This window comes from Bradyrhizobium sp. B039 (assembly GCF_038965675.1).
Taxonomy (GTDB): Bacteria; Pseudomonadota; Alphaproteobacteria; order Rhizobiales; family Xanthobacteraceae; genus Bradyrhizobium; species Bradyrhizobium diazoefficiens.
In genome coordinates this window covers 6,102,595-6,116,624 of the sequence record NZ_CP152416.1, presented here as the reverse complement: position 1 = coordinate 6,116,624, position 14,030 = coordinate 6,102,595, and the positions used below count along the sequence as shown (strand labels likewise).

Annotated in this window: 12 protein-coding genes; 8 read left to right on the top strand and 4 right to left on the bottom strand. The window is 65.7% G+C overall.

Translation table 11 applies throughout. The annotated features are described in order from the left end of the window. Positions 1-4: 4 nt before the first annotated feature. Positions 5-439: a hypothetical protein gene (locus AAFG50_RS29170; RefSeq protein ID WP_011088604.1), complete on the bottom strand. Its 435-nt coding sequence runs from the start codon at positions 437-439 to the stop codon at positions 5-7. A 91-nt stretch (positions 440-530) separates the two neighbouring features. Between AAFG50_RS29170 and AAFG50_RS29165 the strand changes: the two genes are divergently transcribed. Together AAFG50_RS29165 and AAFG50_RS29160 are read left to right on the top strand one after the other, a co-directional pair. After that, complete coding sequence (locus tag AAFG50_RS29165) at positions 531-1,118, top strand: hypothetical protein (protein WP_028173265.1); 588 nt, start codon at positions 531-533, stop codon at positions 1,116-1,118. A gap of 62 nt (positions 1,119-1,180) precedes the next feature. Next, a complete protein-coding gene (locus tag AAFG50_RS29160; protein ID WP_028173266.1) occupies positions 1,181-1,780 on the top strand; it encodes a YdcF family protein in 600 nt (199 codons plus the stop codon). Positions 1,781-1,851: 71 nt separating this feature from the next. On the opposite strand, the gene AAFG50_RS29155 is transcribed toward AAFG50_RS29160, so the two are convergent. Beyond that, positions 1,852-3,195, bottom strand: coding sequence for a PLP-dependent aminotransferase family protein (locus tag AAFG50_RS29155; RefSeq protein ID WP_028173267.1), 1,344 nt, complete (start codon positions 3,193-3,195; stop codon positions 1,852-1,854). Between the two features lie 183 nt (positions 3,196-3,378). Between AAFG50_RS29155 and AAFG50_RS29150 the strand changes: the two genes are divergently transcribed. Then, positions 3,379-3,615, top strand: a complete 237-nt coding sequence (locus AAFG50_RS29150) for a DUF1127 domain-containing protein (RefSeq protein ID WP_028173269.1) — start codon at positions 3,379-3,381, stop codon at positions 3,613-3,615. A gap of 739 nt (positions 3,616-4,354) precedes the next feature. Here the strand turns inward: AAFG50_RS29150 and AAFG50_RS29145 are convergent. Beyond that, entirely contained in the window at positions 4,355-4,780 is a 426-nt protein-coding gene (locus AAFG50_RS29145) for a universal stress protein (RefSeq protein ID WP_011088599.1), read from the bottom strand. Positions 4,781-4,845: 65 nt separating this feature from the next. Continuing rightward, entirely contained in the window at positions 4,846-5,382 is a 537-nt protein-coding gene (locus tag AAFG50_RS29140) for a histidine phosphatase family protein (RefSeq protein ID WP_028173270.1), read from the bottom strand. A 195-nt stretch (positions 5,383-5,577) separates the two neighbouring features. On the opposite strand from AAFG50_RS29140, the gene AAFG50_RS29135 reads away from it, so the two are divergent. The 5 genes from AAFG50_RS29135 (at position 5,578) to AAFG50_RS29115 (ending at position 13,989) form a co-directional block, all read left to right on the top strand. Continuing rightward, a complete protein-coding gene (locus AAFG50_RS29135) occupies positions 5,578-7,035 on the top strand; it encodes an FAD-binding oxidoreductase (RefSeq protein WP_028173271.1) in 1,458 nt (485 codons plus the stop codon). 83 nt (positions 7,036-7,118) lie between these two features. Next, complete coding sequence (gene msrB, locus AAFG50_RS29130; RefSeq protein WP_028173272.1) at positions 7,119-7,631, top strand: peptide-methionine (R)-S-oxide reductase MsrB; 513 nt, start codon at positions 7,119-7,121, stop codon at positions 7,629-7,631. 270 nt (positions 7,632-7,901) lie between these two features. Continuing rightward, entirely contained in the window at positions 7,902-10,166 is a 2,265-nt protein-coding gene (locus AAFG50_RS29125; protein ID WP_011088595.1) for a flagellar hook-basal body complex protein, read from the top strand. 34 nt (positions 10,167-10,200) lie between these two features. Continuing rightward, a complete protein-coding gene (gene flgK, locus AAFG50_RS29120; protein ID WP_028173273.1) occupies positions 10,201-12,084 on the top strand; it encodes a flagellar hook-associated protein FlgK in 1,884 nt (627 codons plus the stop codon). Positions 12,085-12,105: 21 nt separating this feature from the next. Then, positions 12,106-13,989: a flagellar protein gene (locus tag AAFG50_RS29115; protein ID WP_028173274.1), complete on the top strand. Its 1,884-nt coding sequence runs from the start codon at positions 12,106-12,108 to the stop codon at positions 13,987-13,989. Positions 13,990-14,030: the final 41 nt, after the last annotated feature.

The following is a 14,030-nucleotide window of genomic DNA, read 5'->3' as shown; positions in this document are numbered from 1 at the left end:
AAGGCTAGCCGCGGCGCAGCGCGAAATGCGCGCCGCAGAATGCCATCACGGCGCCGAGGCACAGCGCGGCGAGCCCGGCAAGCACGCCCGAGACCGTCGGGATCGGGCTCGGGGCCGAGGCCACCTGGCCGGCGCCCGCAAGCAGGAGCACGCCGACCGCGATCAGGAATTGCCGCATCCGTTGCGGGATCTGGCCGTGGGCGGCGCTCTGCATCAATGTCGCCGTGAAATACCCGCCGGAAAAGCCGACCGTGGCGATCAGCCACCAGGCGATCGCAGCGCCCGCCGGAATGAACTCATGCGTGTCGGAGCGCCAGAGGCCGCCGAGGTCGAGCCCGTAGCGCGCGCCCAGCATGTGCACCGCGAGCGCGAGCAGCACGCCGCAGATCACGGCAGCCCCGAGAATCAGGCGGCGCGGAAAAAAGGTCGTCTCAGCCATGCCCCGCTTGTAGGATGGGCGAGGGCGACCGCGCAAGCGGGTCGCAGACAGGATTGCGCGGACGGGATTGCAGACGGGGTTGATTGTCGAGATGCGGGTTTCGGACGCGCAGGGCGCCCCAGGCGTGAGCTATGCCTACAAGGCGTCGCTGATCGGCTCGGCGCATCGCTTCGAGCTGACCGACGCGGGACTGTCCTGGCACATCGGCGGCCGTTCCGGCCTGTGGCGCTACGACGAGATCAGCGCAATCCGGTTGTCGTTCCGCCCGGTGTCGATGCAGCAGCATCGCTTTCGCGCCGATGTCAGCCGCAGCGGTGGCGGCCGCATCGCGATCCTGTCGACGAGCTGGCAGACTGCGGCGCTGATGGCGCCGCAGGACAATGGCTTTCGCGACTTCATCGTCGAGCTCCATGCGCGGATGGCGAAAGCAGGCAGCCGCGCGGTGCTGACGGCAGGCCTCGGCCGCAACACCTATGCCGCGGTGCTGGCGTTCATGGCGGTGCTGACGGTGGCGATGACTGGGCTCCTGATCCGCGCGCTCATGATCGACGCCTTCGCCGGCGCGTTGTTCATCCTCGGCTTTGCCGCGCTGTTCGCCTGGCAGGTCGGCGGCTTCGTGCGGCGCAACCAGCCGCAGAGCTACAGCTTCGATCGCGTGCCGAAGGCCTTGTTGCCTTAGCTGCAATCGGCCGCAATCAAACGTGACTTCGCGCCCCGGTGCCGGTGTCGCATCGTGCGGCCATGTCAGCGATGGATTGCAGCACGCGCCGGCCTGCGGCGGATGAGATCGCCAGGATCAACCGCACGCATCTGATCGACACGCCGCTCCGGCCGGCCGACCTCTTGTTCATGTTCGGCACCCGCGAGGACATCGCACTCCGCGCCGACACCGCCGCAAGGCTGTGGCGCGAGGGCTTGTTCCGCTGGTCGATTGTCAGCGGCGGCGTGACGCCGGGCTCGGAGCAATCCGAGTGCACCATCATCAAGGCGGCGATGGTCGCGGCGGGCATTGCGGCGGACCGGATCCTCGAGGAGCATGGCGCGACGAATACCGGCGAGAACGTGATCTTCTCGCTGCCGGTCATCGACGCGGCGCTTGGGCTGCAAAATATCCGCAGCGTGATCTGCCTCGGCAACACCTGGACCGCGCGTCGCTACCCGATGACGCTGCACCGGCACTGGCCCGAGGTCGAGCAGATGCTGCTCACCGTCGACAGCTTTGCGACGCCGCGCGCGCTCTGGCACACCGATGTCGAATTTCGCCGTCGTGTCCTGCATGAATGGGACAAGATCGAGCCGTACAAGGCGAGGGGCTTTATCGCGGAATGGCCGGACGGCTGACGGGCAAGATTCTAGTTTTGACGCGTTTTCTTTACGCGAACCGGTATCCACTTCGCTCGAAAACGCTCAGGTTACTCCGTCGAGTCAAAGTCCTCTTCCTTGGTGCCGAGCAGCGAGACGAGCGTGCGCAGGCCTGAATCGAGCTGCTCGAACGTGGGCGGGGCGAGCGCGAGACGCACCGCATTCGGCGCGTGACCATGCGCGATTGCAAAAGTCGAGGACGGCGTCAGCGCGATGCCGCGCCTGGCGGCTGCGGCAACGAAGGTCTGCGAACGCCAGTGCGGCGGTAGCGTGAGCCAGAGATGATAGGAGCGCGGGTCGGCGGCGAACTGGTAGCCGGCCAGCAGCCTGGCCGCGGTCTGCTGGCGGCGCGCGGCGTCGATGCGCTTCAGGCGCGTCAGCTCGGCGACGGTGCCGTCGGCCATCAGCCGCTGCCCGGATGCGAGCGCATGGCCGGAGGCGATCCAGCCGCCGGTGCGAACCGCGCTCATCACGCTCTCGCGCAGACGCGGCGGGGTGACGAGGATGCCGAGCGCAAGGCCCGGCGCGACCTTCTTCGACAGACTGTCGATCACGATGCAGCGGTCCGGCCCGAGCGCGGCCAGCGGCGTGTCGTCGGCGAGGAAGCCGTAGACGGCGTCCTCGATGATGGTCAGATCGAGCTTCTCGGCGACGCGCATGATGTCGGCGCGCCGCGTCGCGTTCATGGTGACGCCGAGCGGGTTCTGGATGATGGGCTGGAGATAGAGCGCCGACAGGTGCGCCTCGCGATGCGCCTTCTGGATGGCGTCGGGCCGCGCGCCATGCTCGTCCATCGAAATCGGGACCAGCGTCACGCCGAGCCGCGCCGCAATGCTCTTGACGTAAGGGTAGGTGAGCGCCTCGACGCCGCAGCGGCCGCCGGTGGGGACGAGCGCCGTGAGCGCGGCCGCGAGCGACTGCTTGCCGTTGGCGGTGAAGACGATCTGCTCGGCCTGCGGCGCAAAATCCTTGCGCGCGAGATAGGCGGCCGCCGCATTGCGCGCGCTCTTGGTGCCTGTGCTGGTCGAGACGCGCAGCGCGGATTCCAGCGCGTCGACGCGCTCGAGCCCCGCAAGGCTCTTGGCGATCATGGCCCATTGCTGCGGCAATAACGGATAATTGACCTCGAAGTCGATCCGCGCGTCGCGCGGCTCGCTCAGCGCCTCGACTTCGCGCCTGATGTCGCCGGAGATGAAGGTGCCGCGGCCGACTTCGCCGACCACGAGGCCGCGGCGGAGCAATTCCGTATAAACCCGGCTCGCGGTCGAGACCGCAATGCCACGGTCATAGGCAAAATTGCGCTGCGGAGGCAGCCGGTCGCCGGGCCTTAACGTGCCATTAGAGATATCCGAGGCAATGGCATCGGCAAGCTTCACATACTCGAACTTGGACATTATTGCACCGAGAGCAATGTTTTCCTTGCTCCGAGCAATGTACTGGAGCATTTAAGTTCCATCAAGGTCCGCGTTGAGCCGAGGAGAGCGAGAGCAATCCTATGGCAAATGAGGTGCAGGCGCTCCAGCGTCTGCGCCAACGGCGCCCGCTTCGCCGCGTGGACAATAGGCCGGAGAAGAAAAATGACCACGATCTCGCAAGCTGCCGGGCGGAGTTTACGCCCATCCTCGTCGAGCGGATTTTTCCGCGCTCTCGCCAGCGCCATCCATGCGCTGTTCGACCGCCTGGAGCGCCGCTCCGCCGTCAAGACGCTGAGCGAACTCGACGATCACGCCCTGCGCGACATCGGGATCACGCGCAGCCAGATCGAGGACGCGGTCTACGGGCAGTTCAAAGCCGAGATGACGCGGTATCTGTAACGTGTTTTGACGTCCGCCGTGCCCGGTAGATCTGGGCGCGGTGACCTCGCAATGACGGAGTGCGGGCACGGGCATCGCTCGATCAACTCATATCTCACTCGCAGACACACTTTCGCATCCTCGCGGCTTGTTTCGCCCGAGCTTTGCTTCGTCGCGTCACGCCCAACGAAAGAGGGCGCAGGGAAGACCGGGAGCCGGCTGGCTCCCATTGACCGCCATGCGAGAAGCGGATTGCGCTACGATGCACAGCGGGAAACAGGGCAACCGGAGAGACATCCCGGCCTTCCCTGCGCAGTGGTTGGAACGGCTTATGTCGTGCTCTCCCCGGGGAGCGATGCACTATTGCCCCCGTCGCCTTGCGGATGGCTGACGCGCGCGGTCCGGTCGGGCCGCACACATCACCGCAAGACTTGGCGCACAGACCCCGGGCGCCAGGACGACACGATTTGGCCGTACGCCGATCACACCGGTCGTGCGCGCGACGTCCTCGCTCACGGTTGCCCGCCCTGCGAAACCCTTCGCGCCGATGCAACTAGCGTCCACCGCCGCCCGGCCCGCGTTCGTGACGATCGCGATACGCCCCTCTTCCTTGGGCCGGAGTGAGCGCACTATCCGCCAATTCCGAATTTCGGTAAAGTGGAATATTTTGGGCGACGGGAATTGACCTGCCGTTTGGGTGTTTTGCCCGACGGGCAACGCAAGGGCTTGTAGCCCGGAACAACAGGCTACGGAGCAGCCCTCAGTGCCTGACCACCAGCACCGAGCACTTCGCGTAGCGCACCACGTGCCCGGCATTGGAGCCGAGGAAATAGGTGCGCATCGCCGGCCGGTGCGAGGTCATCACGATCAGATCGGCCTTCATGTGCACGGCTTCCTCCAGAATCTCGTGGTAGATGCCGCCCTGGCGGACCACGCTGGAGATGTGGGAGGCCTCGATGCCGGATTCGCGCGCGACGATGGCGAGCGCTTCCTCCGAGGTCTGGCGCTGCTGTTCGTCGAAATCGGCCGGCACGTATTCTGCCAGCATCACCGGCGTCATCGGCAGCACGTTGAGCAGGCGCACCGTGCCGCTCCAGGTCTGCGACAGCGTTGCCGCGGTCGCGATCGCCGGCTTGGCGAGATCGGTGTCGGCGAGGTCGATGGGCACGAGGATGGACTTGAACATCTGCGCCTCCAAATCTTCCAGTCAGCTCTCGATCAGCTGCATCAACCGGTCGAGACCCGCGGGTCTCATCCCGATCGAAGCAGCTTGGGGCTGACGAACAGCACCAGCTTGCCGCGGCGGTAGGCCACGTCCCCCCAATCCTTGACGTCAAAGTCGAAGATCGCAAGCCCCGCGGTGGGCAGGTTGTGGGTGAGCGCCTTGGCGCCGGCCGGATCGCCGCCGCCCATCAGCATCAAGGCGATCTCGTGCATGCCGGGATTGTGGCCGACCAGCAGCAGCCGCTTCGGGTTGCCCGGGTTGGTTGCAGTGCGAATGGATTTTAGGATCTGCGCGGGATCGGCGCCGTAGAGTTCCGGCAGGACCTCGACCTCAGGCGCGGGGACGCGGCCCTTCATCGTCGCCCAGGCGATGTCCCAGGTCTGCCGGGCGCGGACGGCATGCGACACCAGCACGGTATCGGGGAAGGGGGGATGGGAGGCGATCCAGTCGCCGATTTCGGCGGCATCCCTATGGCCGCGGTCGTCGAGCCGGCGATCCTGGTCACGGCCGCTCGGCGCGTCAGTCTCGGTCTTGGCGTGACGCAGCAGCATCAAACGGCGCATGGCACTCTCGAATCGTTGCACGTCCAGAATAATCTACAGGCGCCGGTTGAGGACAAGGTGACAAGCGCCCGATCGGTCCTTTAAAGCGCGATGAGATTTGGACAAACCCTCATCGCGCTTTAAATTTTTGTTCTGAGCATGATCTTTTCGGAAAACCGCTGCACACTTTTCCGGATCATGCTCTAAGAAAACGATATGAGCGAGACTTTCACAAGCGTGTCCCAGGAAGAAGCCGGCTTTCGCGAGCGCGCGCGGCTGTCGTTCGATCTCGATGCCGATATCTGCGTGATCGGGGCAGGGCTTGCCGGGCTCTCCATTGCACTGGAGGCGGCCCGGCTCGGGGCCAGTGTCGCGGTGCTCGAGGGGCGCCATATCGGCTGGAACGCCTCCGGCAACCAGCTCGGCACCGTGATGCCGGGCTTTGCGCTGCCGCTCACCGACCTGATCGAGCGCATCGGCTTCGAGGACGCGCGCGAATTGTGGACGCTGTCGAAGGAGGGAGCCGAGTTCGTCCGCGCCAACGCCACCGAAGAGAACATGCCGGGGATCGCCCCGAGCGACGGCGTGCTCGAGGTCTCCAACGTCGATACCGGCGACCGGTTGATCAGCCGGTTGCAGATGCTGCACGAGGATTTCGACACCGAGGTCGAGGGCTGGCAGGTCGATCGCGTCCGCGACGTGCTCAAGACCGATCGCTACTTCCACGGCGTGTACTATCCCAAGGCGTTTCAAGTCGACGGCCGCAAATACGTGCACGGTCTTGCGGCGCTGGCGCGGCGGGCCGGCGCCCGCATCTTCGAGGATACGCCGGTGGTCAGCATCGACCATTCCGGCATCCGCAAGCGGATCGTCACGCCGTCGGCGCGGCTGCGCGCAACGCACATCGTGCTCGCCGGCAACATCCATCTCGGCGCGCCCTTGAGGCGCCTGTCGGAGACGCTGCTGCCGGTCTGGCGCTATGCCGGCATCACCGCGCCACTCGGCGAGCGCGTGCACGAGATCATCGCCTTCAAGGGATCGGTGATGGATTCCGACGGCGTCGATCATTTCCGTATCGTCGACGGCGACCGGCTGATGTGGGAGAGCCCGGAGACCACCTGGGCCGCACGGCCGCAGCGCTTTGCAGGCGGCGTCAGGCGGCGGATCCGGTCGATCTTCCCCCAGTTCGGCAATGTCGAGATCGCCGATATGTTCGGCGGCGCGACCGGCCAGACCGTGCACGGCATGCCGCAGATCGGCCAGTTGCGCAAAGGTCTGTGGGTGGCGAGCGGGTTCGGCCGCCAGGGCATGAACACCTCGGCCATGGCCGGGCAGATGATCGCGCGCAGCATCCTGTGGGGCGACGAGCGCTGGCGGCTGTTTTCGCCGTTCGAGCTGGTCTGGGCGGGCGGCGCGACCGGACGGGTCGCGGGTCAATTGGTCGGGATCTGGGGCAGGACGAGCTCCGCCGCCGCAGGTACGCTCGCCCGCTACCGCGAGCGGGCGCGGGTCAAGGACAGGGAACGCGAGGCGCGGCTGGCCGAAGCCAACCGGGCTGCCGGCACCGGTCCGCGCCGTCCGCCGCCGGGTGTACGGCCGCGGCCGGCCCCGCCGCCGAAACCCGCGACTGAAGCCTTGGAACCGGCCTCGCACGACGACAGCGTCTCGCAATAAGTTGAGAAAAATCGCGCCTGGACGTGTAACGTCGGCCGTTAGAACCCGTATCTCAGGGCGTGGACTCGCGCACGGAGAATGAGATGTTTGACCGCCGCATCCTGCTAACGACTGTCGCCGGCCTGTTCGGCCTTTCCGCCTTCCGCTGGCTGAGAGGGACACCTGCCGAGGCCGGCGAGAAGGCCGCGGAAAAGTTCGAGATCACGAAGACGGAGGCCGAATGGCGTGCCCAGCTCACGCCGCAGCAATACGAGATTTTGCGCAATCACGGCACCGAGCGGCCGGGCTCCAGCCCGCTGCTCAAGGAGCATCGCAAGGGCGTTTTCGCCTGCGCCGGCTGCGACCTGCCGCTGTTTGCGTCCGACACCAAGTTCGAGAGCGGCACCGGTTGGCCGAGCTTCTATCAGCCGATCGAGGGCAATGTCGGCAAGACCGAGGACCGCACCTACGGCATGCTCCGCACCGAGGTGCATTGCCGGCGCTGCGGCGGCCATCTCGGCCACGTCTTCGACGACGGTCCGAAGCCCACTGGATTGCGCTACTGCATCGACGGTTTCGGGCTGGTTTTCCACCCGGCCGCCGCGTCCGCGACGTAGCTCTCGCTGGAGTCATTCCGGAGCGATGCGTGAGCATCGAATCCGGAATCTCGAGATTCCGGGTTCGGTCCTGCGGACCGCCCCGGAATGACCCGATGCCCCGGCAATTGTTGCCGGCCCGGCAATTGTGCCCCGGTCGTCCGACCGGGGTCCATTCATTTAAGTCATTGATTTCATAGAAATACCCGCCTTGGCATAGCCCTTGCGACTGTCTCTCCCGACTGCGGCCCTGGTCGACCGGCCGCCGAGATCGGATTTGGAGACAAAGTTATGGGTATCTTCGATGCAATGAACACCTCGGTGGGTGGTCTGCAGGCGCAGTCCTACGCGCTTCAGAACATTTCCGGCAACATCGCGAACTCATCCACCACCGGTTACAAGGGCATCGGGACCAGCTTCGTCGATCTCATCCCGGACGCCTCGGTGCCGAGCAAGCAGGTCGCGGGCGGTGTGACGGCCAACGCGAAAGCGACCATCACCACCCAGGGCACGATCTCGTCCTCCTCCGTCGCGACCAACATGGCGATCACCGGCGACGGCTTCTTCTCGATCCAGAAGGCGACTAGCGTCGTCGACAACCTGCCGCAGTTCGGCGGCGTCACCTACTACACCCGCCGCGGCGACTTCCAGCTCAATTCCAACGGCAATCTGGTCAACGGCGCCGGCTACTACCTGATGGGCGTCACGGTCGACCCGAAGACCGGCAACCCTCAGGGCAACGTGGCGACGGTCCTGAAATTCCAGAACAACTTCATTCCGGCGCAGGCGACCACTTCGATCCAGTACGCGGCGAACCTGCCGACCCAGCCGAACACGGCTGCGAGCTCGACCGCAGCCAGCAAGACGCTGCTGGCGGCTGGCGGCCTGAACCCGTCGGACTTCCAGGCCAACCCGCTGCCGGTGGGCACGCCGCCCGCGCCCTATACCAGCGCGACGGTGTCCGGTGCAGCCGCCACCGGCAACATCCGCTCGGCCTATTCGTCGACGACGGGGACGGGCACGGTTCCGCTCCAGAACAACTCGTCCGCGGTGGCTTCGACTTCCACGTCCCTTGACAACACCGTGGGCACGCATCTCGCCTCCAGCATTCTCACCGCGCTGAGCGGCCAGGTCCTGACGATCAACGGCAGCAACACGATCACCTTCAACGGTGGTACCACCGTCTCGACGGTCGGCAACAACACAACGATCGGTCTCGGCGCAGGCACGACGGCCACGGTGGCCAGCATCCTGAACGCGATCCAGACCGCCGGCGGCGCCGGCGTTACGGCCTCGCTCTCCGCCAGCGGCAACATCCAGATCTCGACCGGCACCGGCACCGACGTGTCGATCGGCAGCGGCACGGCAGCCACGGCGCTCGGCATCAGCAGCGTGACACGCGGCGGCAACGTGCTGTCCTCGCCCGCGCTCACCGGCGCCACGGTGCTGAGCGGCAGCGCGACCGCCGGCGGCGCCGAGGTGCTCTCGTCCGGCTTTTCGGCAGGCCCGCCCGCCGACACCATCACCGTCAACGGCCAGACGCTGACTTTCATGGCCTCGGGTGCCTCCGGTCCGAACCAGATCAACATCACCGACAACATCACGACCCTGCTCGGCAAGATCGACGCGCTCTCCGGCGCCTCGGGGTCTTCGATCAGCCCCGGCGGCGTGATCACGCTGAACACCGGCACCGTTTCCAACCTGTCGGTGTCCAGCTCCAACAGTGCGGCTTTCGCCGCGCTCGGCTTCACCTCGACCATCACCAAGAACCGCGACGGTGGCGGCACCGCCGGCACCGGCGGCGTGATCGGCAACGACATCGCGACCTTCACCAAGGAATCGATCAGCGGCGGTGCGGTCACCGCCTACAACGCCGCGGGCACGCCGGTGAACCTGCAATTGCGCTGGGCCAAGACCGACAGCGCGTCGCTGGGCACGGGCCATTCCGATACCTGGAACCTGTTCTACCAGACCGATCCGAATGCGACCGGCACGACGGTCGGCTGGGTCAACACCGGCCAGGCCTTCACCTTCGCCGCCGATGGCTCGCTGACCTCGCCGAGCGGTTCGGGCATCACCATCAACAATGTCAGCGTCGGCGGACAGGCGCTCGGCTCGGTCGCCTTCAACATCTCCTCGGGCGGGCTGACGCAATATGCCAGCACCAGCGGCGCGGTGACCATCAACACCATCACCCAGAACGGCTACGCCGCGGGCCAGCTCCGCTCGGTTGCCGTCAACAACAACGGCCTCGTGGTCGGAACCTTCTCCAACGGCCAGAACCTTGACCTCGCACAGGTATCGCTGTCGCACTTCAACGGCACCAATTACCTGAAGGCGCTCGACGGCGGCGCCTATGCCGCGACCGAACAGTCAGGACCGGCGATCGACGGCGCATCGGGCACCATCAGCGGCTCGTCGCTGGAAGGCTCCAACACGGACATCGCCGACGAATTCACCAAGCTGATCGTGACCCAGCAGGCCTATTCGGCCAACACCAAGGTGATCACGACCGCGAATTCGATGGTGCAGGACCTCCTGAACGTATTGCGCTGATCGGCGCGTGACGTAACCAAAGGCGGCCAGTGATATGGGTTTGAGTTCAGCCCTCGCCAGTGCGATGAGCGGTCTGCGTGCCAACCAGGCCGCGCTCTCGATCGTCTCCTCGAACGTCGCCAACTCGCAGACGCCGGGTTACGTCGTCCAGACGCCGAACCAGATCGAGGTCACCACCGGCGACTTCGGCTCGACGGCGATGACGACCGGCGTCAGCCGGGAGCTCGACAGCTACGTGCTGAACCAGCTGCGCACCGAGACCGGCGGCAGCGGTTACGCCGACCAGATGGCCAACATCCTGAAGCAGCTTCAGAGTGTCTATGGCACGCCCGGTAACAGCGGCACGCTCGAAACCGCGCTGAACAAGTTCACCACCGCGCTGCAGGCGCTGTCGACCAGCGCGGGTGCGTCGTCGGCGCAGACCGTTGCGCTGGGCGCGGCGCAGGCGCTGGCGCAGCAGCTCAACGTCACCACCAAGGGCATTCAGTCGCTGCGCTCCAACGTCGAGCAGGATCTCGGCACCTCGGCGCAGCAGGCCAACGCGTCGATGCAGCAGATCGCCGACATCAACACCAAGCTCCAGGGCCTGTCGGCAAACGACCCCTCGGCTGCGACGCTGATGGACCAGCGCGACCAGGCCATCAACACGCTGTCGAAATATGTCGACGTCCGCGTCACCACCGACGGCTCGAACCAGGCCAACATCTACACCACGACAGGCATCCAGCTCGTCGGCGCCGGGCTCGCCTCGCAATTCACTTTTGCGTCTGCCGGCGCGCTGTCTGCGACCTCGCTCTACAACATGGATCCGGCCAAGTCCGGCGTCGGCGCGCTCAACATCAGGCTTCCGAACGGCTCGCAGGTCGACGTCGTCGCCAACAACGTGGTTTCCTCGGGCCAGATCGCGGCCGACCTCAAGCTGCGCGACCAGACGCTGGTGCAGGCGCAGAACCAGATCGACCAGCTCGCCGCGACGATGTCGAGCGCACTGTCCGACAAGACCACGGCCGGCAGCACCGTCTCCGGCCCGCCGGCCGGGTTCGACATGGACCTTGCCGGGGCGGCGCCGGGCAACACGGTCAACATCACCTACACGGACACGACGACCAACACGCAGCGCCAGGTCACGCTCGTCAACGTGACCGACCCGGCGGCGCTGCCGCTTCAGAATGCGACCAACGCCAATCCGATGCGGATCGGCGTCAACTTCTCCGGCGGCATGGGCGCGATCGCCTCGGCGCTCAACACCGCGCTGTCAGGCTCGCACCTGTCGTTCTCCGCCGCCCCGTCGCCGGCAACCGCCACGACGCTGCGGGTGACCGACGACAACACCGGCCTCGCCAAGGTCAACTCGTCCTCGATCAGCAAGACGATCTCGTCGTTGACCTCGGGCAACCCGCAACTGGCGGTTTTCACCGACGGCGGACAGGCGCTCTACACCGGCGCGATCACCGCATCGGGCTCGCAGATGACCGGCCTTGCCGGGCGCATCGCGGTGAACACGCAGCTGGTCAGCGATCCCACGCGGCTGTCGGTCTACAACACCTCGCCGGTGACGCCCGCGGGCGACACCACGCGTTCGGACTATCTTTATTCGCAGCTCACCAACGCGGTGTTCTCCTATTCGCCGACGACCGGCCTCGGCTCGGCCAACCAGCCCTTCACCGGCAGCGTTTCGAACTACCTCCAGCAGTTCCTGAGCATCCAGGGCAACGCCGCGACCCAGGCGACCCAGCTCCAGCAGGGCCAGAGCGTCGTGGTCTCGACGCTGCAGGCGAAATTCAACTCGACCTCCAGCGTCAACCTGGACTCGGAGATGTCGAACCTGATCCAGCTCCAGAATGCCTATGCCGCCAACGCTCACGTGATGTCGGTGGTGCAGAACATGATGAACACGTTGATCCAGGCTCAAGTGTAACAAGTAACAGGGCTCTGAAACATGTCGATCAGCAGCATCAACTACTCCTCGTCGGTTCTCGGCTCGCAGATCCGCAACATCAATCAGCAGCTCACCGACCTGTCGACGCAGCTCTCGACCGGCAAGCTGTCGCAGAACTATTCCGGCATGGGCACCAACGAGGGCTTTGCGATCGCCGGGCGCGCGCAGATCTCCAATATCGCCGCCTATACCGACACCATCACCAACGTCAACGTCAGCATCAACCTCGCCAATACCGCGTTGCAGTCGCTGACCAAGATCCGCAGCACGGTGCAGACGGGCTCCGCCAACACCGCGCAGGATCTCAACGTCAACGGCCAGACGGTCGCGCAGAACACCGCTGCCGCCCAGTTCGGCTCGATGGTCGGCGTGCTCAACACGCAGACGGGCAACCGCTATCTGTTCTCCGGAACCGCCGTCAACACGCAGTCGGTCGCGGATGCCGGCGACATCATCAACGGCACCACGACGCAGGCGGGTTTCAAGGCCGTCATGGCGGAGCGCCAGGCCGCCGATCTCGGCGCCAACGGCATGGGCCGGCTGGTGCAGACGCAGCCGACGCCAAGCTCGGTGCAGGTATCGGAGGACGTCGCGGGATCGCCGTTCGGGCTCAAGATCAAGGCGGTCTCCTCGACGTTGACGGGCGCGACCGTCACCGGCCCGAGCGGCTCGCCGGTGTCGTTCTCCGTCGATCTCAACGGAACCAATCCCAGCAACGGCGACAAGCTGAGCGTCCAGTTCACGCTGCCTGATGGTACGACCGAGCAGATCGACCTGACGGCGTCGACGGCGACGCCGACGCCGCTCGGGAGCTTTGCGATCGATGCAAGCGTCCCGGTTAACCCGAACAATACCGCGGCAAACCTCAACACCGCGCTGAACACCGCGATCAAGAAGCTTTCCAACACCTCGCTTGTGGCAGCGTCGGCCGTGACCGCCGGCGACAATTTCTTCAACACGGCCAGCTCTGCGATCGGTACTCCGAAGAGCAACCAGGCGGCTCCACCCGCACCGATCAGTGGGGCGACGGCGCTGTCCGGCACGAGCCCCTCGGATTCGATCTCGCCGGGCTTCGTCGCCGGCGACACCATCACCGTCAACGGAACCACGCTCACTTTCGTCAGCTCGGGTGCGACCGGCAACCAGCTCAATGTCGGCGACAGCATCCAGACCCTGATGAGCAAGATCGACCAGATCACGGGGACTTCGAAGCCCTCGACGATCCACGGCGGTTCGATCACGATCAACACGGACGATGCGGCGAGCCTGAACATCACGAGCTCGAATACCGGGGCGCTGGGTTCGCTCGGTTTCAGCGCGACGCCGGTCACCGCGACGCAGCCGCCGCTGCGCGTCGGCTCCTCGCCTGCGAGTTCCGCGACGACGCTGGTGAACGGCTCGGCCACGACGGTGAAATGGTATCTCGGCAATGACGGGCCGGGTTCGCCGCGCTCCACCGCGATGGCGCGGGTCGACGATTCCGTCACGGTGCAATATGGCGCGCAGGCCGACGAGGATGCGATCCGGCGGCAGTTGCAGGCGATCGCCGTGTTCGGGACGTTCTCGACCTCGCCGACCGGGCAGTATTCGGGCGGGCAGGTCTCGGCGCTGAGCCTGCGGGTGACGCAGGCGCTGACCCAGCAGCCGGGCCAGCAGCGTATCGAGGACATCCAGACCGACATCGCGATGGCCCAGAACACGATGAAGGACGCGAGCACGCGCCAGACCCAGGCCAAGGCGCAGCTCCAGACCATCATCGACCAGGCGGAATCGGCCCCGCCGGACCAGGTCGCGAGCGAGATTCTGGCGCTCCAGAACGCGCTCCAGGCCTCCTACCAGGTGACCTCGAAGCTGGCGCAGCTCTCGCTCGTCAAGTTCCTGTAGGGATGCGTTAAGGCGCCGTTAACCATGCCTGTTTACCTCTT

Excerpts from the sequence above, each read along its gene's own strand:
- AAFG50_RS29170 (WP_011088604.1), bottom strand. The coding sequence starts at position 439 with ATGGCTGAGACGACCTTTTTTCCGCGCCGCCTGATTCTCGGGGCTGCC.
- AAFG50_RS29140 (WP_028173270.1), bottom strand. The coding sequence starts at position 5,382 with ATGCGCCGTTTGATGCTGCTGCGTCACGCCAAGACCGAGACTGACGCG.
- AAFG50_RS29150 (WP_028173269.1), top strand. The coding sequence starts at position 3,379 with ATGACCACGATCTCGCAAGCTGCCGGGCGGAGTTTACGCCCATCCTCG.
- AAFG50_RS29165 (WP_028173265.1), top strand. The coding sequence starts at position 531 with ATGCGGGTTTCGGACGCGCAGGGCGCCCCAGGCGTGAGCTATGCCTAC.
- AAFG50_RS29115 (WP_028173274.1), top strand. The coding sequence starts at position 12,106 with ATGTCGATCAGCAGCATCAACTACTCCTCGTCGGTTCTCGGCTCGCAG.
- AAFG50_RS29145 (WP_011088599.1), bottom strand. The coding sequence starts at position 4,780 with ATGTTCAAGTCCATCCTCGTGCCCATCGACCTCGCCGACACCGATCTC.
- msrB (WP_028173272.1), top strand. The coding sequence starts at position 7,119 with ATGTTTGACCGCCGCATCCTGCTAACGACTGTCGCCGGCCTGTTCGGC.
- AAFG50_RS29160 (WP_028173266.1), top strand. The coding sequence starts at position 1,181 with ATGTCAGCGATGGATTGCAGCACGCGCCGGCCTGCGGCGGATGAGATC.
- flgK (WP_028173273.1), top strand. The coding sequence starts at position 10,201 with ATGGGTTTGAGTTCAGCCCTCGCCAGTGCGATGAGCGGTCTGCGTGCC.
- AAFG50_RS29135 (WP_028173271.1), top strand. The coding sequence starts at position 5,578 with ATGAGCGAGACTTTCACAAGCGTGTCCCAGGAAGAAGCCGGCTTTCGC.
- AAFG50_RS29155 (WP_028173267.1), bottom strand. The coding sequence starts at position 3,195 with ATGTCCAAGTTCGAGTATGTGAAGCTTGCCGATGCCATTGCCTCGGAT.
- AAFG50_RS29125 (WP_011088595.1), top strand. The coding sequence starts at position 7,902 with ATGGGTATCTTCGATGCAATGAACACCTCGGTGGGTGGTCTGCAGGCG.